This is a genomic window from Pantoea allii (genome assembly GCF_002307475.1).
Lineage (GTDB): Bacteria > Pseudomonadota > Gammaproteobacteria > Enterobacterales > Enterobacteriaceae > Pantoea > Pantoea allii.
Map to the genome: position 1 here is coordinate 34,097 of NZ_NTMH01000001.1, position 16,273 is coordinate 50,369.

Sequence of the window (16,273 nt, forward strand, 5' to 3'; positions counted from 1 at the left end):
ATACCCGATGTCGCCGTTCTTTCCGTAACGTGGTCAGGTGATGTTATTCTGACCACGCCAACCTATTCCGCGTGCTGTTTATTGAGCAGATAAAAAGCGTGGGATCACGCGACAGTCTGTTCTGATGAACCCGTCATCTCTCTGCACCCGCCTGCCAGAACAACGCGTAACTCCGAACGGAAAGAGCCTTGTCAGACCACACAATCGGGACTGACTTCCCTTAGCGCGTTCTCACATGCCGCGCCGCGAATAAGGATTAACGCTATAACTAACCGAGGGTTACGTTGTTTCTTTATTGTTTGGTTTTTGTTTGTTTTTGTTTTTTTGATTGTTCCAGGATGTTCATCACTTTTTAGCCAATGCGCCTACCCTATGCTTCAGTCAGCAACGGGGGGTGAATATGTTTATGGACGAGAGGAGGATCAATGTCCTTAATTTTCTGGATAAACATAATAGTGCAACGGTAAAGCATCTGGCTCAGTATTTTAGCGTAACGAAAGAAACCATACGCAGTGATCTGCGAATGCTGGCACAGCAGGGATATATTCAACGCTGTCATGGTGGCGCTATTATTATTCGTAAGAGCCTGCAATCAAAATTAATTTCCGAAACTGACAATGATTTTGAAGTTTTATTGAAAAATATCAAGCAGAGGAAATATGAGAAAGGTTCAGTGGATAATATGAAAAATAAAGTCTGTATTCTCGGCTCTTTTAACGTAGATATCGTGGCGAAAGTGGCTCGATTTCCGAAAGGCGGAGAGTCGCTGATGGCGCTGGGTAGCTCGCTTGGGCCGGGCGGGAAGGGCGCAAACCAGGCGCAGGCAGCAAGCCGTGCCGGGGCGAAAGTGCATTTTGTTTCTAAAGTAGGGAAAGATCAGTTCAGCCAGTTTGCTATGGAGCATCTCTCTTCCTCTGAAATTTATTCTTTTAAACTTTATCAGTCAGAAGAAGAACCAACAGGCAGTGCAATTATTTATGTTTCACAGGAGAATGGCGAAAACATGATCGCCATCTATTCCGGTGCAAATAAAACAATCAGTGAAAAAGAAATCGCGGAACTGAAAGAAGAGCTGGAAGATGCCAGCGTTCTGTTGCTACAACTGGAAAATAATTTTTTCGCCACGCTGAATGCCATGAAGTTGGCAAAAGCGCTGGGCGTAAAAGTCATTATGAACCCTGCACCTTATTCCTCCGATATTATTCCAGCGCTGGAATATATGGATGTTATTACGCCTAATGAAACGGAAGCGTCGCTGCTTTCCGGAATCGAGGTCACCAATCTGGAGAGCGCCCGTCGTGCTGCCACTGCCATCGCCGAACTGGGGGCTCGTTGCATCATTATCACGATGGGGTCCCGCGGCGCGCTGCTGTATGAGAATCAGCAGTTCCAGCACATTCCCGCTTTCCCCGCCGTGAGTATTGATACCACAGGTGCCGGAGATGCCTTTAACGGCGCGCTGGCTGCTTCAATTGCCGACGGTCAGCCGCTGATGCAGGCGGCAACCTTTGCCTCTGCCTTTGCCTCGCTGGCCGTTGAGCGCGAAGGCGCATCAAATATGCCGGAGCGCCAGCAGGCGCTTAACAGACTGAAAAGCAAAGTTTAATTGTTTTCTGACCACACTGTGGCTGTAAGGAAAAAAATGAAAGAGATTAACGGTGTTGTACCCGTCATGCTGACCCCATTTAACGCGCAGAACGAAATCGACTGGCCTGGCCTGGAGCGCCTGATTGAGTGGTACCTGCAGAAGGGCGTTGATGCGTTGTTCGCAGTATGTCAGTCCAGCGAAATGCAATTTTTAACGCTGGAAGAGCGCGTAAAGCTGGGACGCTTCGTTGTGGAGAAAACCGCAGGCCGCGTGCCGGTGATTGTTTCCGGGCATATCAGTGATGATATCGACGATCAGCGCAAAGAGCTGCTGGCGATGGCCTCTACCGGTGCCGATGCGTTAGTGCTGGTAACCAACCATCTCGATCCGAAGAACCAGGGCAGCGAGGTGTTCTACGCCACTCTGCAAACCCTGCTGGACGCGCTTCCGGAGAGCCTGCCGCTGGGGCTCTACGAGTGCCCGGCACCTTATCGCCGCCTTCTGACGGATGATGAGTTCTCATGGTGCGCCCGCAGCGGACGTTTCACGGTGCTGAAGGACGTAAGCTGCGATCTGGACACGGTAAAACGCCGCGTGGCGCTGGCCGAAGGTACGCGGCTGAATATCATTAACGCCAACGCCGCTATTGCCTGGCCCGCCATGCAGGCCGGTTCAAAAGGTTTCAGCGGGGTATTTACCAATTTCCATCCAGAGCTGTACGTCTGGCTTTATCACCACCACGCGAAAGATCCGGTTCTGGCCAATGAGCTGGCGACATTCCTGTCTCTTGCTGCCGTGTCGGAAACGCTGGGCTATCCGAAGAATGCCAAAATCTACCATCAGCGCCTGGGCACCTTCGAGAGCGAAGCCTGCCGGGTAAACAAAGAAAATGTGCTGGAAAAATTTTGGGGGCTGGGAGTGATTCTCGACCAGATCCGCAGCGGAACAGAATTCTATAACAATAAAATCAGCTGATTTATCCACCCTGAACCAGCACCAGAGGCTATGCCTCTCTCTGGCGCCCAAAATGAAGGTGCATTCAATGCGTAAGCAAGCCATAAACGATAGCGTATTAGTCCGTGCGGTAAATAAAGCAAAATGGCGGATTATTCCCTGCCTGATAGTGATGTATCTGATGTCATACCTTGACCGGGTGAACGTCAGCTTTGCCAAATCGGCCTATCAGGCGTCTACCGGTATTTCCGATGCGGCCTTTGCCTTTGGTGCCGGGATCTTCTTCCTCTCCTACGCGCTGTTTGAATTACCCAGCAACCTGCTGATGCACCGCGTTGGCCCCCGCGCCTGGCTGGTAAGGATTATGGTCACCTGGGGACTGGTTTCCGCGGCAGTATCCTTTGCCTGGAACGAGCAGACCTTTTATTTTCTGCGCGTGCTGCTGGGTATTGTTGAAGCCGGATTCTTCCCTACGGCGATCTATTTTATCGCCCAGTGGTTCCCTTCGCGTTTTAGGGCCCACATCATGGGGATCTTCTATTTTGGTTCTCCGATTGCGCTGATTATTGGCGGTCCGATTTCCGGTCTGTTGCTGGATCTGCACGGCTTTGGCGGCTGGGAAGGCTGGCAGATTATGTTTGCGGTAGAAGGCCTGGCAGCGAGTGTGTTGGGCGTGGTTCTGTGGTTCTTCCTGCGTAATTCACCGAAGGAGGTGAGTTGGCTGACTGCGGAAGAGAAACAGGTGCTGACTGCCGCGCTCGACGAAGAGAAAGCCGACAAGGCTCGCGCCGGACATACCCGCTTTATCGACGCGATTAAAAGCCCGGTACTGCTGCACTTTGCCGCCATCTACTTCCTGATCCAAATTACCGGATTGGGCGTCGCATTTTATCTGCCTACCCAGGTTGCCGCGCTGCTGGGCGTAAAGATTGGTCTGATGGTCGGCCTGGTGACCGCGATTCCTTGGTTATGCGCGTTGGTTGCCGGAGCCACCTGGCCTGGGCTGGCTGCCCGTCTGGGCCGAGCTCGCCTGTTTGGGGCCATCTCGCTGTGCTGCATTGCGTTTGGTCTGATCGTTTCCGCCCATGCTTCCCCGCTGTTAGCCATTGTCGCACTCAGCTTCGTCACGATGGGGATTATGACCGCCCAGCCCATCTTCTGGACCTGGCCTACCCGCTACTATGGTGGTGCGGCGGCGGCGGCAAGTTTCGCCCTGATCAACAGTTGCGGCGCGGTAGGGGGCTTCGTTGCACCGAACCTGCGTACCTGGGCTGAAATCTACTTCCAGACGCCGGCTGCCGGCCTTTACGCGCTGGCAATTGCCGCCGTGATTGCCGTCGCCCTGTTCGTTTTACTGCCTTCGGAAGAGAAAAAAACATCAGAAATCAAAGGAAAGAATTATGAACGCAACAACACCTGAAAAAATCGTAGTATTCACCGAGCAGTTTAAAAACAGCGATCCTGTCTTCGATCCGCTGCGACAGGCTGGCTATGACGTTGAGGTAAATGAAACCTTCAGGTTGCCCAATGAGCAGGAACTGATTAGCAAACTTCAGCAGAACGTGGTGGCGACCATTGCCGGGGGCGAACCCTATACCGAAAACGTCTTCGCTCAGGCCCCTAATCTGAAAATCGTTGCCCGCTGGGGGGTTGGCTACGACAAGGTAAACGTCCCAGCGGCTACCGCTGCCGGCGTGCCGATTGCGATGGCGTTTGGTGCCAACCACGAAAGCGTGGCTGAATTCGCCTATGCGATGGCGCTGACTCTGGCCTGTCGTCTGCCGCAGCGAGATGCAATGGTCAAGCGCGGCGAGTGGTTCTTTGACGGCTTCCACCCCGGTCTTTGGGGGCGTACCGCGGGCGTGATCGGCCTGGGCCGCATCGGCTATGCCATGGCGCGCCGCTGCCATGCGGCGGAGATGCGCATCCTGGTGTGTGATCCGTGGGCCAGCGACGAACTGCTGGCCAGTGTGAACGCCGAGCGGGTCGATTTGGAAACCCTGCTGCGTAACGCGGATATGGTCTCGGTGCATGCGCCGTCCACCCCGGAAAGCCGCCATACCATTAACGCTGGTACCCTGGCGATGATGAAACCCGGCGCGATCCTGGTGAATACCTCTCGCGGCCCGCTGATTAATGAAGAAGCACTGGTTGAGGCGCTGAAAAGCGGTCATTTGGGCGGCGTGGGGCTGGACGTCTACGAAGTGGAACCGTTACCGGCCAGCTCACCGCTACGCCAGTTCGACAATGTTCTGCTTTCACCACACGTTTCCGGTATGGACCGCATGGCTGAAAGGCTGGTCACCGAGCGTTGCATCAACAACATCCTTAATTATCTGAAAGGAGAGAAAGACGCCCTGAAACCTTACGTTATCAACCCAGAAACCCTGAAGTAACGGGCATACCGCACCGGTGAAAACCGGTGTGGGCTCTGCCTGCACCCGTAAACGCGTACCCGATATAACATTAAAAACGTTCATCTAATGAACCCTAAGAACCGTTATATCGCCGCGTTGTCACTGCTTTCGGCTCTCTCTGCTTCTGCCTTTGCGGGTACCAGTCCGGCGGATACCACGATCGCACTCAGCCGCTCGTTTGCCGGAAATACCTGGTGCCAGCAGATGATGACTGTCTGGAACCTGGCAGCAGAAGACGGCATCAGGCAGGGGTTAGTGGCAAAAACCAACCGGGTCAACGCCGATAACGCCGCGCAGCAGCAGGACAGCTGCAAAACCTGATCTTTTAAGGCGGGAAAGTGGTAGCGATTGATGCGGCATAATCCATCGCGCTGCATGGGTCGATCCAGGAAGCCTGTAATCAGGGCGTGGTGGTGGCGCTGATGATAGCCCCTGAGCCAGGCCGGGATTCGCCACATTGATCCGATAGTTGAGATACCAGAGACGTGAACTGCCTGGATTGATTAAAAGGGACAGGCCATGAGAATAGGATACTTTGAAAGGTTGAGCGGATGAGTTTAGGCTGCGGATGGTCGTGCCGTTCAGAGACGTAGAGTGGTCACGCTATAATCGAACTGAAATGAGACCCAATAAGACTACCCATCTTGCCCGATGCGGAGGGGGAAATGAAAGTGCATCGGGAAGGATTTTCACGCTAACTTGTTGAATCAAAATCGTATAAAGATTCGTGAAGACGCATGAAAACAAGAATGTGGCTCCTCTGACTGGACTCGAACCAGTGACATACGGATTAACAGTCCGCCGTTCTACCGACTGAACTACAGAGGAATCGTGTGAACGAGGCGCATATTAGCGAGGTCGCTCTGGTGTGTCAACAGCAAAAAAGCGGTTAGCATTCAACTGGCTAGCTTTAATGCAAAGCGTTCGCGAAGTAAGCAGATCAGCCTTCCCCGGCCTGCATTCTGCTTAGCGGGTCCTGCTGATAAAATTGCTGAAGATGTGCATACATCGCCGGAAAACGTTCCGTTAACAGGGCAGGGGCGGTAAAGAAATACTCGGAGAGCACTGCGAAACATTCTGCGGGATCGCTGGCGGCATAAGGATCGATACTGGCCGCCTGTTCACCGACTAAATCAACCTCATTTTCGATGTCCGCCATCGCCTCACGCAAGTCTTTTTCCCACTGGGCGACGTCACGGAGCGGGATCAACGGGACACCGCTGGTGTAGCCGCTTCCGCGGGCATCCAGCTTGTGTGCCACTTCATGAATGACCAGGTTATAGCCTGACAGGTCGAAGGAATCCTGAATATCGAGCCAGTTAAGGATAACAGGGCCCTGGGTCCAGCTCTGCCCGGCATGGACAGCAGGCGCATGATGGACAAGACCCGTTTCATCCTGCCACTGATCTTCCACATTAAAGGGTTCAGGATAGATGAGCACTTCATGGAAGCCATCCAGCCAGTCAAGCCCCAGTTTCAGCACCGGCAGGCAGAACAGCAGAGCGATACGGACGGTGCGGTGCGCATCAAGCTGACAGCCTTCAAGCGGAACCAGTTTCTTTTGCTGCAGAAAGCGTTGCCCCAGTTCAATCAACCATTGCTGTTCATCGGGACGGAGTAGGGTAAAAATCGGCTGTGCCAGACCGGCCTGCCAGGGCAATTCGATCACGGCAGTGTCGCTATGTGTTTTCCATGGCCATTTGAACATCGTAAGTCCCGCACTGAGTCCAGCTGTCGCAGAATCCTGAGAGACCGGACAGGAAAATGCCAGCATCAGAACCTCATGCTGGCATTGTCGGGCTTCAGGAATGAAGACGTTATATTCAACCTGTTAGCAAGAAAATTGTCTGTGATTCAGCCCGCAAAGCGCAGGCTAAGTTTACTCACGTTCGGCGCGCTGAAACTCGATCACCCACACCCACGGGTTTACCTGCCAGCTGGTTGCGCCGTACTGCTTTTGCCAGGCCTTGCGATAGGCTTCTTTTGGCATTTCTGAATTGACGTTCATGGTGAAAAAATTATTCAGAAAGTGCGAATCGGTTTGAACGCCTTCCGCCATGATGTCATCTTCGCTGATGTCCTGGATTTGCTCCGCACGCACATCCGTGATGAGCAGATTTATACGGCTGGCCCAGCGCGGCATATGTATCGCCGTTTGCCAGCCAAACTGCTCGGCGTCCGGTCCACCCAAGGTATGCTGCCCCAGTTCATTGCTGTCCGCCCGGTACTGGCAAAATTCTGGCGAACGGAAAGGCACGGGATCGCGTTCATAATCCGCCAGCGCACTTTCTGGCACAATCGGGCCACGCCAGGTTTCGCGCACCCAGAGTAGGTCGCCCGGCATGCCATAAGGGCAGTGATAACGAATGTCGTTCATTGTCATCATTTTATCGCCATGCAGGTGGTTCGCCTGAACATCAAAAGCATGAACCCCTTCATGGTGATCCTGCCCCGGACCGAAAGCCTGCGTTTTCATTATGCGCCGGGTTTGCGTTTGTTGGCCAACTAACAGGGCACGAACCCGCTGTTCGGAAAAAAGAATCGGCCGCTCTTTCATGGATTACCTCTTTTTATTAGTAGAACCCGGTTACTGCTAAAACAACAAGGGCATCTAAATGGTGGCAATATCATAAAAACTATAAATCATTACCCTTAACAATTTGCTGTCTTATAGCCATCTGAGCATTGGTGATTTTTGCCCCGAAAAAGGGGGGCGGATAAAAAATCAACAACGCGGGTGTTAATGCGCGTTCCGGGACATCTGATAGTGAGAATACAGTACGTTATATCGGCAAAAATAGGAACCTTTTCAGATTTATCTGTCTGTCACTTTCGCCGATTTTATTGATAAGTGCGATTCGGGTTATGTCATGTTTTTTGTGCCTCTTCGATAAAATGCCTTTCAGAAATCATTACATTTATTAAACTAATTAACCTGCCTGTAATTAAATCAGTCAAGGCTGAAAAAGCAGCAAATGGCCGTTTTAATTACGTCAAAATGCTATAAAAATGATCAGCGTCTCATTTTCTTTAAAAATTTAAAGGTTCAAAAGGTGATTAACGTCCGCTGTGTAAAGAAAATGTCATTAGCTATTCGCTATGATGGTAGGCCGTAAGCGCTTAAATCGTCGTCAATCAGGACGCACTTCAACCCCGACAGGAAAGAGACTATGTCACTCACTCTTTGGCAGGCTCGCTATGAAACCTGGTTTGAAAACAACTGGATTCATGATGATGGCGCGCATGATATTGCACATTTACGCCGCGTGTGGATGAGCGCTCAGCATATTATGACCGGCACCCAGGCCGATCCGCTGGTGGTCCTGACCGCGTGTTATTTCCACGATGTGGTGAATTTACCGAAAAATCATCCTGAGCGTCATAAGGCATCCACCTATGCCGCCAGCGAAACACAGCGCATTTTACAGCAGGACTTCATCGATTTTCCTGAGGAACTGATCGAGCAGGTAATGCATGCCGTTCAGGCACACAGCTTCAGCGCGGCCATTACGCCAAAAACCCTGGAGGCGAAAATTGTGCAGGATGCCGACAGGCTGGAATCGCTTGGTGCAATCGGCCTTGCGCGGGTGTTTTACACGGCAGGTACGATGAATCGCCCCTTATTTAACAGTGCGGACCCGCTTGGTAAAGATCGGGAACTCAATGATGTAAAGTGGACGCTGGATCACTTCCAGACCAAGTTACTGCGGTTGCCAGAAACCATGCAAACCGAAGCGGGGCGCATGCTGGCAGAACACAATGCTGACTTCCTGGTAGGCTACATGGCCAAGCTGTGTGCGGAGCTGCAAGGCAATTTAGTGGGCCTGGATGAGTCGGTGCTTCGCGATTTTAGTCCCTTACACGTTGAATATTAAATTTTTATGACAGTATAGGAATCGATACAGTCATCCGGTAGCGTGGGAGTAATAACAAAAAGGAGTGATGAAATGACCGAAACTGTTAATTTAACGATTAAAATTGATCCTGCATTGAAAGAACATATCAAACAGCTGGCGCTCGAAAATCAGGTGTCAATGAGCCAGGAAATCGTGCAACGGCTTCAGGCGAGCCTGAATGCGCCTTCTCAGCCCATCATTGACAGCCAGAACACAGAGGAAGAAGCCTCGGATGCATTAAACTCAAGCGAAATTAAGCAGCTCCGTACGCTGCTTAAGAAGCAGAGCAAGAAAAAGAAATAACAAAAATCCGACGTGAATGCCGTTAAGACAATAAATAAAAGCCGCCTTTAGTACAGGCGGCTTTTTTACGGCTCAATCTTTACGGCTACAGCGTGATACGGAACTGCTGGACGCTTTCGGCCAGGCGTGCAGCCTGTTGTTGTAAGGTATCAACCGTGCGGCCCTGTCGGGCGCTGAGCCCTTCATTCGTCTGAAGTTGTTTATCCAGCGCCACCACCTCTGCGGCAATGCCTGTGACGCGTCGACTTTGTGCCGTGGCGTTTTCCTGTAGCTCTTTCAGCTGCGCCACGACGGCGCTGACTGATGCGCTGATCTGGTTAAACAGCGCTTCCAGCGATTTCACCTTATTGAAGCCCTCTGAAATGTGCAGCTGCGTATTATTTACCAGACCATTAATTTGTTGAGCAGATTCGCCACTCTTATTGGACAGATTTCCCATCTCTTTCGCGACCACGCCAAAACTGCGTCCATAAACCCCCGCATGGGCGGATTCAATCGCGGCGTTGAGCGCCAGCAAACGCGTTTGCAACGACAGACCATCCAGCATCTCAACGATACCGGCAATTTCCCCTGAGGAATCTACAATGTGGCGCATCTGAACCTCCATTTCATCCACCTGAAGCGTACACTGCTGCATCAGGTCATCGGCGAAATGGGCCTGCTCGGAGGCCTGCTGTGAAAACAGGGTACTGTTTTCAACTTCTTCAGACACGCGGTGTAAACGCTGTGAAATATGGCTAAAGCTGCTGTTTTGCGCTGTATATTGCTCACTCACCTGTTCATTGGTGTGCTGCATTTCACGCGTTCCGTCTGCCACACTTGCTGCAATGGTATTGATTTCTACCACAATGGCGCGCAGCCCCTGGCGCATCTCCGCCACCGCATTGAACAGTTTAGCGGTTTCCAGCGACTGCAAACGGGGCGGAACCGGGCAGCTAATCAAGTCCCCGGTTGCGATATCCTGTAACTGACGGCTGGCCAGGCGTAATGGGATGATCACACCTCGCAGCAACAGTACGCCGCCGGTGAGCAGCAGCGTAAACAGCAGCGCGGTTACCATCAGCGACAGGTTGCGGCTTTCAGTCAGCGTTTGCAGCGTCAGGCTGTTTACGGCAGTGAGTTGCTTATTGGTCTGGGTGATTTCGTTAAACCATGCGCTATTAAACTGCTGCTGATAGGCCTGCATCGGTACCATAAAAAAGGCATCGATGTTGTTCGCCTCCAGACCTTTCAACTGTTCTTCTAATCCCTGGGTCAGCAACACAAATCCCTGCTGAAGTTCGCCGCCAGGCGCCGCGTGATAGTCGGCAAAAAGCTGTTCCGCATGCAGCAAAGACGATTTAGCGGTCTCCGCCAGGCTTTTCCAGCTGTCAACGGAACCGCTTTTCTGATCTTCCATCAGATAAAGGCCGGCGCGATGGCTGTTATCGCTGGCTGTCAGCAGCTCAACGCGCGCACGATCCAGCAAAGCCAGCCGGTCACGCATGGCGCTGGCCTGGGTCAGGTTGACTTGGGTATGGCTGACCTGAGCGGTAAGCAGAACAATACCGATGGACTGCAATAAACAGAACAGCACCACAAAGAGCATAAAATTCCCGCGCAGGCTGGTCAGCCAGGTGGGGATGGCGGGAAGTATAAACCTGGGGCGTTGCTTCAGAACGCGCAGCGACAATAAAGTGAGAGGTGACATCATTCTACCCATCAAGTGAAAAAGCAGCAGTATTCTGGGCTTGCGTGACGATGTTGTGACAATCCCACCGGGTAGCAGGAAAAGAGAGGAATCGTTGCGCCTAAGCGCAACTTTCAGTGTGAGTCAGGCTTTTAAATCGCGGATATACGGTGAAAGTAGCTGTGCGACGGCGGCAAATACCGGCACTACTACGGAGTTACCAAATTGTTTGTAGGCCTGGGTGTCGGACACCGGTATACGGAACGGTTGACTGTCTGCGGTATCAAACCCCATTAATCGCGCGCATTCCCGTGGCGTTAAACGACGCGGACGTCGTGCCATATTACGGGCATCAAGAAAGTCGGCTTCGCCTTTTTCCCGATCCCAACCGCGATCGATTAAAATTTCCGAGCCATCTTTATAGTAGCGGGCTGACAGGGTTCGCACACAGCACTGTTGATTTTGCGGATCGTTGAGGCCAAAGCCGAAGCCGTTCCCCAGTGCCTTGTGCTTTTTGGCGTAGTCATAGAGATAACGCCATAATACAGGCGACAAAATGTATTTTTCGTCAGGCTGAGGCTCCAGCAAACTTTGTAAGCTGGGGACTTGTGCAGGAAAAAATTTGCGGATATCGCGCAGCGTAAACTGTTCTGAACCGGCAATATCCCGCCGGATGCCAACCAGAACGATACGTTCACGGTGCTGTGGCAGAAAATAGCGTGCATCAATCACTTTAGGATCGGGGGACGTGGCATCTGCATCCGCCACGTCGTATCCCAGCTCATTCAGCGTTTCCATAATGATCGCAAAGGTCCGGCCTTTATCATGGCTCTTGAGATTCTTCACGTTCTCCAGGACGAAGAACGGCGGCTTCTTGGCCGCCAGAATGCGTGCAACATCAAAAAACAGCGTGCCCTGAGCCTGACATTCAAACCCATGCGCCCGGCCCAGTGCATTTTTCTTGCTGACCCCGGCCAGGGAAAAAGGCTGACAAGGAAAGCCGGCCAACAGAACCTGATGATCGGGAATTGCCGCATCAATTGACTGATAAATCGCCTGTTCGTCCGTGAGCCCGGCGGGCTGGGTCACCTGGCGGATATCCGTATTAAAATGGTGTTCCTGCGGATCGCTGTAGTGATTGGCCCGATAAGTACGAATCGCCTCTTTATTCCATTCACTGGTAAATACGCATTTACCGCCGATACGTTCAAACCCACGTCGAATGCCGCCGATGCCGGCAAACAGATCGATAAAGCGGAAATCGGGTGAATCATAATGCGCCGGTCGTGAAGGCAATAACGCCTGTAACAGTGATCGTTCCGCAGAGGCCAGAGAGGGCAACGCGCGCTTGCCCTGACGAATACTGTTCAGCAGCGGCGGCGTCCAGTGCGAAAAGCCTGCCTGATGCAAACGTTCGACCACATCCCGGACGGAATAGATCGACAGCACCTGGTGTAACATGTTCAGTTCATCGGAATGCAGAGCAGCAGGGAGAAGAGGTTCAGCGGGTGCGACGGCGTGCATGCAAATATCCTTAACAGTGAAGCGCCTATGCTAACACTCCTTGCCCAATGAGGAAATCCGCAGGCACGGGGTTAGACGGTGTTTCCGTGTGCGCGGGCTTCAAAAAAGAGACAATTGTTGCCCGCGTCGTCACGGAACGCGTGGACATCAAGCTAAATATTTGCCCCACTTTGATGGTGCTGGCTTTCACTTTTCAGGACGGCGACTAAAGTTGAATAAGTCGCTATTAAGGAGGTGCTATGGTCGACGTTCACTCCAGCGAAACGCGCAGTAAAAATATGCGCGCCATTCGTCAGCAGGACACAGCCATCGAGCAGCGGATAGCCTTGTTGCTCAAAGATCGTGGATTCACCTACCGGGTACAGGACAAAAATCTACCGGGCCGGCCCGATTTTGTCGTGACGTCGCATCAGGCCATTATCTTTGTTCATGGCTGCTTCTGGCATCGCCATCACTGTTATTTATTTAAAGTGCCCGCCACGCGCACCGAATTCTGGACGGGCAAAATTAACAGCAATGTGGAGCGCGACCAGCGTTACGTCCGGCAGTTACGGGAAAATGGCTGGAAGGTACTGATCATCTGGGAATGTGCACTACGCGGTAAAGTCAAACTGGACGATGAGGCGCTGCTTGAACGCCTGGAAGAGTGGCTGCTGGCGATGAGTGACAGCGCCGAGATTGATCACCAGGGCATTCATCATTACCGCGAGAGTGAATGAGCCAGCCTTGCTAATCCGTCGCGTAAAAGGTTAGATAGACGCTTTTCCGTGACCGGGAGCCCAAAATGAGCAGCATAAAACTGACGGTTAAACGCCTTTATCAGATTCGTGATGAGCGCATGGTGAACACCAAAGCCACCGCCAGAATCTATGCTGGGGAAACGCTGGTGGCCACGGAAGAGATTACCGGGATGACGGAAAGCCCGGTCAGTAAATATCTGCATATGGCGGGTCCGTCCGGACAAGCAGTGCGTGTCGAATGGGATTGTGAGGGCATCGCTGATATGACCGTGACAGAAATTGAACGATGCCCGTGTTGTCAACATAACGAACCGGAACAGGCACCACGGTGAACACCGCATTGCCATGCACATCGTCGAGGATGATGTGTTACGGCTGATGCAGGCAGAAACCGTTGCTGATGACCGAATAAGGGAAATATTTTGGCAGGAACCAGTTTATTAACGCTACTTGATGATATCGCCACGCTGCTGGATGATATCTCGGTAATGGGAAAAGTCGCCGCAAAGAAAACGGCAGGCGTACTCGGTGACGATCTGTCACTGAATGCACAGCAGGTGAGCGGTGTGAAAGCCAACCGCGAGTTGCCGGTCGTGTGGGGCGTTGCCAAAGGCTCCTTCCTGAACAAACTGATATTAGTGCCATTGGCGCTAATTATCTCCGCGTTTGCGCCCTGGCTGATTACGCCATTGTTGATGATTGGCGGGGCGTACCTCTGCTATGAAGGCGTGGAGAAAGTGCTGCACAGCCTACAGCATGATAAACAAGAAAACTCGCCAGAGGCGCGTCAGGCACGTCTGGATAAGTTGTCCAAACAAGATCCGCGCGATTTCGAAAAGAAAAAGATCAAAGGCGCTGTGCGAACCGATTTTATTCTGTCAGCCGAAATCGTCGCCATCACCTTAGGCATCGTCTCCGAAGCTCCGTTACTGAATCAGGTCGTGATCCTGGCAGGTATCGCGATTCTGGTCACGATTGGCGTCTATGGCATTGTGGCCGGCATTGTTAAAATTGATGATTTGGGGTTCTGGCTGCGTGAAAAATCCTCACGCGTGGCGCAGGCGCTGGGTGCGGTATTACTGGCCGCTGCCCCCTGGTTGATGAAGATTCTGACCGTGGTCGGCACGCTGGCGATGTTCCTGGTCGGTGGCGGCATTATTGTCCATGGCCTGACCCCATTACATCATCTGATTGAAAATGCGATTGCACCGTTCAGTGCGCTGGTTTCAAGCCTGCTCAGTAACGGCGCAAACTTAGTGATTGGTTTTATCATTGGGTCAATCGTGCTGTTAGTGGTTAACCTTATTGCCAAACTGCGTGAGTCATCGGTATAAAAGCGCATTCTTTAACGCGTTCTGGGGAGAAAACTATGAGCGACGACATGTTTGAATTTGATATTGATGCTCAGTTAGAGCAGGCCGAAGCGAAGGCAGAAAAAAAGGCGGCAGAAGTGCCAGAAGACCTGATTGACGACGCCGATTGCGAAGGCTGCAAAATCTAATCTACTCAACCCCCGAAGCGGATAATGCCTTATCCGCTTTATTTATTTCCGCTATATCCTTCTACGTTATTCTGAATTAGCCATTTTTATGCGCGTCTTAACAGCAGCAACTCTTTTACCGTGCTATAAAGAAATGGTTTCAATGACAGCCAATTCTCAAAGAGGGCGCAACATGGTTTTTGCAATCAGTGATGAAGTACAGCATAAGGAAGGCGGGCAAACGATGGTGGTGACCGGACATGCCAGCGGCATGGTGGAATGTCGATGGTATGATGGTTATGCGGTCAGGAATGAAGCTTTTCGCAGTGATGAGCTTAGTCATTCCAGCGAATCGCAGCCCCAGTTTACGTCCTGATTTCTGCCGTCCAGGCCTGTGATTGCTCACTGGCCTGGCCGATTTTATGCTACCTGGCTTACACGCCGTTATCACAAGGCGCGCGCAGCATCAGACGTTGCCGTCGTTATCCTCTTCTACCGCTTTATAAATACGCTGCAGAATATCCGGAAAAGCCGACTGGACCCGACTCCAACTGGGGATAAAGGGTTTATCATTTGGGCGCTCAATAAATGACTGTCCGGCGTCAAGAATCGACTGCGTAAACATTTCGACGGCGGCTTCCTCAACGTGCTGATCGAATTTCAAACCGTTCATGGCCGCTTCGTGATTATAGATTTCCATCATATCCAGCGCATTACGGTAATAGGTCGCTTTAAGCACCCGGAAGGAGTCACTGGTTAACGGCACGCCCATGGTCGCCAGCTTGCGCAGCAGTGACTGAACAATATCGTTGCTCATGCGCTTCAGGCCGCCGGTGCCATCATCTTCCGCCAGCGGCTGATGTTTGTGGTCATAGTTATCCGCAATCTCCACCTGGCACGACTGGCGTGTGGTGTAGTTACGGTAAATTTCCGAGAGCACGCCGATTTCCAGTCCCCAGTCACCCGGAATTTTGATGCCATTAAGCACGTGTGTCCGCATCGCAAATTCGCCGGAGAGCGGGTAGCGAAAGCTGGACAGATAATCAAGGTATTCGGAGTGACCGTAGACTTTTTGCAATGAGCGCAGCAGCGGGCCCACCAACAGGCGACCTACGCGGCCGTTCAGCTTGCCATCGGCAACCCGTGCGTAAAACCCTTTACAGAACTCATACTGGAAAGCCGGGTTCGCCAGCGGGTAGAGCAGGCGCGCCAGCATGCCGCGTTCGTAGGTGACGATATCGCAGTCGTGCAGTGCGACACAGCTGGTGCGGTCCGACGCCAGCGTATAGCCGGTACAAAACCATACGTTACGGCCCTTGCCCGGATTGGTGGGCGATAAGCCCTCTTTGTCGAGTTCCGCGTCAATGGCTTTGAGCCTCGGGCCATCATTCCACAGGATACGGTGACGCTGTGGCAGTCGGGAAAAAAACTCGCGGGCATGAAGAAACTGATCGCGGTCAGCCCTGTCCAGCCCGATGACAATTTCATCGAGATAGGGCACCTTAGCCAGCTCATCCACGATTTTCGTCAATGCCGGGCCTTCCAGTTCGGAAAACAGCGATGGCAGGATCAATCCCATTTTGCGCTTACGGGCAAAGCGCACCATTTCCTTTTCCAGTGACTCAACGCTGCGGTGCGTAAGATTGTGAAAGTTAGTAATTACGCCATTCTGAAAAAAATCACTCATTGCATCATCCTTATG

Annotated in this window: 17 protein-coding genes, 1 tRNA gene and 1 pseudogene; 12 read left to right on the forward strand and 7 right to left on the reverse strand. The window is 52.1% G+C overall.

What is annotated here, in order from left to right:
- Nucleotides 1-400 precede the first annotated feature (400 nt).
- The 5 genes from rbsK (at nucleotide 401) to CMR03_RS00175 (ending at nucleotide 5,280) form a co-directional block, all read left to right on the forward strand.
- On the forward strand, nucleotides 401-1,606 hold the full coding sequence (gene rbsK, locus CMR03_RS00155) for a ribokinase (protein WP_063880007.1): 1,206 nt from the start codon (nucleotides 401-403) through the stop codon (nucleotides 1,604-1,606).
- Between the two features lie 36 nt (nucleotides 1,607-1,642).
- Nucleotides 1,643-2,563: a dihydrodipicolinate synthase family protein gene (locus CMR03_RS00160; protein WP_096010436.1), complete on the forward strand. Its 921-nt coding sequence runs from the start codon at nucleotides 1,643-1,645 to the stop codon at nucleotides 2,561-2,563.
- A gap of 67 nt (nucleotides 2,564-2,630) precedes the next feature.
- A complete protein-coding gene (locus tag CMR03_RS00165) occupies nucleotides 2,631-3,962 on the forward strand; it encodes an MFS transporter (protein ID WP_063880005.1) in 1,332 nt (443 codons plus the stop codon).
- The gene (locus tag CMR03_RS00170) at nucleotides 3,943-4,938 is read left to right on the forward strand and encodes a phosphoglycerate dehydrogenase (RefSeq protein ID WP_063880004.1); all 996 of its coding nucleotides are present in this window, start codon (nucleotides 3,943-3,945) and stop codon (nucleotides 4,936-4,938) included. The genes CMR03_RS00165 and CMR03_RS00170 overlap by 20 nt, the downstream gene beginning before the upstream one ends.
- Before the next feature lie 87 nt (nucleotides 4,939-5,025).
- Entirely contained in the window at nucleotides 5,026-5,280 is a 255-nt protein-coding gene (locus tag CMR03_RS00175) for a hypothetical protein (protein ID WP_063880003.1), read from the forward strand.
- 108 nt (nucleotides 5,281-5,388) lie between these two features.
- On the opposite strand, the pseudogene CMR03_RS25435 reads toward CMR03_RS00175, so the two are convergent.
- The 4 genes and pseudogenes from CMR03_RS25435 to CMR03_RS00195 form a co-directional block, all read right to left on the reverse strand.
- Nucleotides 5,389-5,544: pseudogene (locus CMR03_RS25435) on the reverse strand (integrase); the annotation flags it as partial.
- Between the two features lie 167 nt (nucleotides 5,545-5,711).
- A tRNA-Asn gene (locus tag CMR03_RS00185) sits at nucleotides 5,712-5,787 on the reverse strand.
- A 112-nt stretch (nucleotides 5,788-5,899) separates the two neighbouring features.
- Complete coding sequence (gene mtfA, locus CMR03_RS00190) at nucleotides 5,900-6,667, reverse strand: DgsA anti-repressor MtfA (protein ID WP_172823902.1); 768 nt, start codon at nucleotides 6,665-6,667, stop codon at nucleotides 5,900-5,902.
- Between the two features lie 171 nt (nucleotides 6,668-6,838).
- A complete protein-coding gene (locus tag CMR03_RS00195; RefSeq protein WP_063880001.1) occupies nucleotides 6,839-7,516 on the reverse strand; it encodes an ASCH domain-containing protein in 678 nt (225 codons plus the stop codon).
- A gap of 613 nt (nucleotides 7,517-8,129) precedes the next feature.
- Between CMR03_RS00195 and CMR03_RS00200 the strand changes: the two genes are divergently transcribed.
- Together CMR03_RS00200 and CMR03_RS00205 are read left to right on the forward strand one after the other, a co-directional pair.
- Complete coding sequence (locus CMR03_RS00200) at nucleotides 8,130-8,834, forward strand: phosphohydrolase (protein ID WP_096010438.1); 705 nt, start codon at nucleotides 8,130-8,132, stop codon at nucleotides 8,832-8,834.
- A gap of 72 nt (nucleotides 8,835-8,906) precedes the next feature.
- Nucleotides 8,907-9,158 (forward strand): Arc family DNA-binding protein, encoded by a 252-nt coding sequence (locus tag CMR03_RS00205; protein ID WP_063879999.1) that lies wholly within the window; start codon nucleotides 8,907-8,909, stop codon nucleotides 9,156-9,158.
- An 85-nt stretch (nucleotides 9,159-9,243) separates the two neighbouring features.
- Here the strand turns inward: CMR03_RS00205 and CMR03_RS00210 are convergent, their stop codons facing one another.
- A complete protein-coding gene (locus CMR03_RS00210; protein ID WP_096010439.1) occupies nucleotides 9,244-10,860 on the reverse strand; it encodes a methyl-accepting chemotaxis protein in 1,617 nt (538 codons plus the stop codon).
- Nucleotides 10,861-10,971: 111 nt separating this feature from the next.
- Nucleotides 10,972-12,351: a DNA (cytosine-5-)-methyltransferase gene (dcm, locus tag CMR03_RS00215; RefSeq protein WP_096010440.1), complete on the reverse strand. Its 1,380-nt coding sequence runs from the start codon at nucleotides 12,349-12,351 to the stop codon at nucleotides 10,972-10,974.
- Between the two features lie 239 nt (nucleotides 12,352-12,590).
- Here dcm and CMR03_RS00220 point away from each other — a divergent pair, with 239 nt between their 5' ends.
- The 5 genes from CMR03_RS00220 to CMR03_RS00235 all read left to right on the forward strand — a co-directional run bounded on the left by CMR03_RS00220 (nucleotide 12,591) and on the right by CMR03_RS00235 (nucleotide 14,947).
- On the forward strand, nucleotides 12,591-13,070 hold the full coding sequence (locus CMR03_RS00220) for a very short patch repair endonuclease (protein WP_096010441.1): 480 nt from the start codon (nucleotides 12,591-12,593) through the stop codon (nucleotides 13,068-13,070).
- A 65-nt stretch (nucleotides 13,071-13,135) separates the two neighbouring features.
- Complete coding sequence (locus tag CMR03_RS00225; RefSeq protein ID WP_063879995.1) at nucleotides 13,136-13,423, forward strand: hypothetical protein; 288 nt, start codon at nucleotides 13,136-13,138, stop codon at nucleotides 13,421-13,423.
- Between the two features lie 90 nt (nucleotides 13,424-13,513).
- Complete coding sequence (locus CMR03_RS00230) at nucleotides 13,514-14,425, forward strand: DUF808 domain-containing protein (RefSeq protein ID WP_063879994.1); 912 nt, start codon at nucleotides 13,514-13,516, stop codon at nucleotides 14,423-14,425.
- 35 nt (nucleotides 14,426-14,460) lie between these two features.
- Nucleotides 14,461-14,592 carry a hypothetical protein gene (locus CMR03_RS25745; RefSeq protein WP_255474456.1) on the forward strand — a complete coding sequence of 44 codons (132 nt, stop codon included), beginning with the start codon at nucleotides 14,461-14,463 and terminating at the stop codon, nucleotides 14,590-14,592.
- Nucleotides 14,593-14,764: 172 nt separating this feature from the next.
- Entirely contained in the window at nucleotides 14,765-14,947 is a 183-nt protein-coding gene (locus CMR03_RS00235) for a YodC family protein (protein WP_063879993.1), read from the forward strand.
- Between the two features lie 90 nt (nucleotides 14,948-15,037).
- Here the strand turns inward: CMR03_RS00235 and CMR03_RS00240 are convergent, their stop codons facing one another.
- On the reverse strand, nucleotides 15,038-16,258 hold the full coding sequence (locus tag CMR03_RS00240; RefSeq protein ID WP_063879992.1) for a glycosyltransferase family protein: 1,221 nt from the start codon (nucleotides 16,256-16,258) through the stop codon (nucleotides 15,038-15,040).
- Nucleotides 16,259-16,273 lie beyond the last annotated feature (15 nt).

Excerpts from the sequence above, each read along its gene's own strand:
- rbsK (WP_063880007.1), top strand. The coding sequence starts at position 401 with ATGTTTATGGACGAGAGGAGGATCAATGTCCTTAATTTTCTGGATAAA.
- CMR03_RS00160 (WP_096010436.1), top strand. The coding sequence starts at position 1,643 with ATGAAAGAGATTAACGGTGTTGTACCCGTCATGCTGACCCCATTTAAC.
- CMR03_RS00165 (WP_063880005.1), top strand. The coding sequence starts at position 2,631 with ATGCGTAAGCAAGCCATAAACGATAGCGTATTAGTCCGTGCGGTAAAT.
- CMR03_RS00170 (WP_063880004.1), top strand. The coding sequence starts at position 3,943 with ATGAACGCAACAACACCTGAAAAAATCGTAGTATTCACCGAGCAGTTT.
- CMR03_RS00175 (WP_063880003.1), top strand. The coding sequence starts at position 5,026 with ATGAACCCTAAGAACCGTTATATCGCCGCGTTGTCACTGCTTTCGGCT.
- mtfA (WP_172823902.1), bottom strand. The coding sequence starts at position 6,667 with ATGTTCAAATGGCCATGGAAAACACATAGCGACACTGCCGTGATCGAA.
- CMR03_RS00195 (WP_063880001.1), bottom strand. The coding sequence starts at position 7,516 with ATGAAAGAGCGGCCGATTCTTTTTTCCGAACAGCGGGTTCGTGCCCTG.
- CMR03_RS00200 (WP_096010438.1), top strand. The coding sequence starts at position 8,130 with ATGTCACTCACTCTTTGGCAGGCTCGCTATGAAACCTGGTTTGAAAAC.
- CMR03_RS00205 (WP_063879999.1), top strand. The coding sequence starts at position 8,907 with ATGACCGAAACTGTTAATTTAACGATTAAAATTGATCCTGCATTGAAA.
- CMR03_RS00210 (WP_096010439.1), bottom strand. The coding sequence starts at position 10,860 with ATGGGTAGAATGATGTCACCTCTCACTTTATTGTCGCTGCGCGTTCTG.
- dcm (WP_096010440.1), bottom strand. The coding sequence starts at position 12,351 with ATGCACGCCGTCGCACCCGCTGAACCTCTTCTCCCTGCTGCTCTGCAT.
- CMR03_RS00220 (WP_096010441.1), top strand. The coding sequence starts at position 12,591 with ATGGTCGACGTTCACTCCAGCGAAACGCGCAGTAAAAATATGCGCGCC.
- CMR03_RS00225 (WP_063879995.1), top strand. The coding sequence starts at position 13,136 with ATGAGCAGCATAAAACTGACGGTTAAACGCCTTTATCAGATTCGTGAT.
- CMR03_RS25745 (WP_255474456.1), top strand. The coding sequence starts at position 14,461 with ATGAGCGACGACATGTTTGAATTTGATATTGATGCTCAGTTAGAGCAG.
- CMR03_RS00235 (WP_063879993.1), top strand. The coding sequence starts at position 14,765 with ATGGTTTTTGCAATCAGTGATGAAGTACAGCATAAGGAAGGCGGGCAA.
- CMR03_RS00240 (WP_063879992.1), bottom strand. The coding sequence starts at position 16,258 with ATGAGTGATTTTTTTCAGAATGGCGTAATTACTAACTTTCACAATCTT.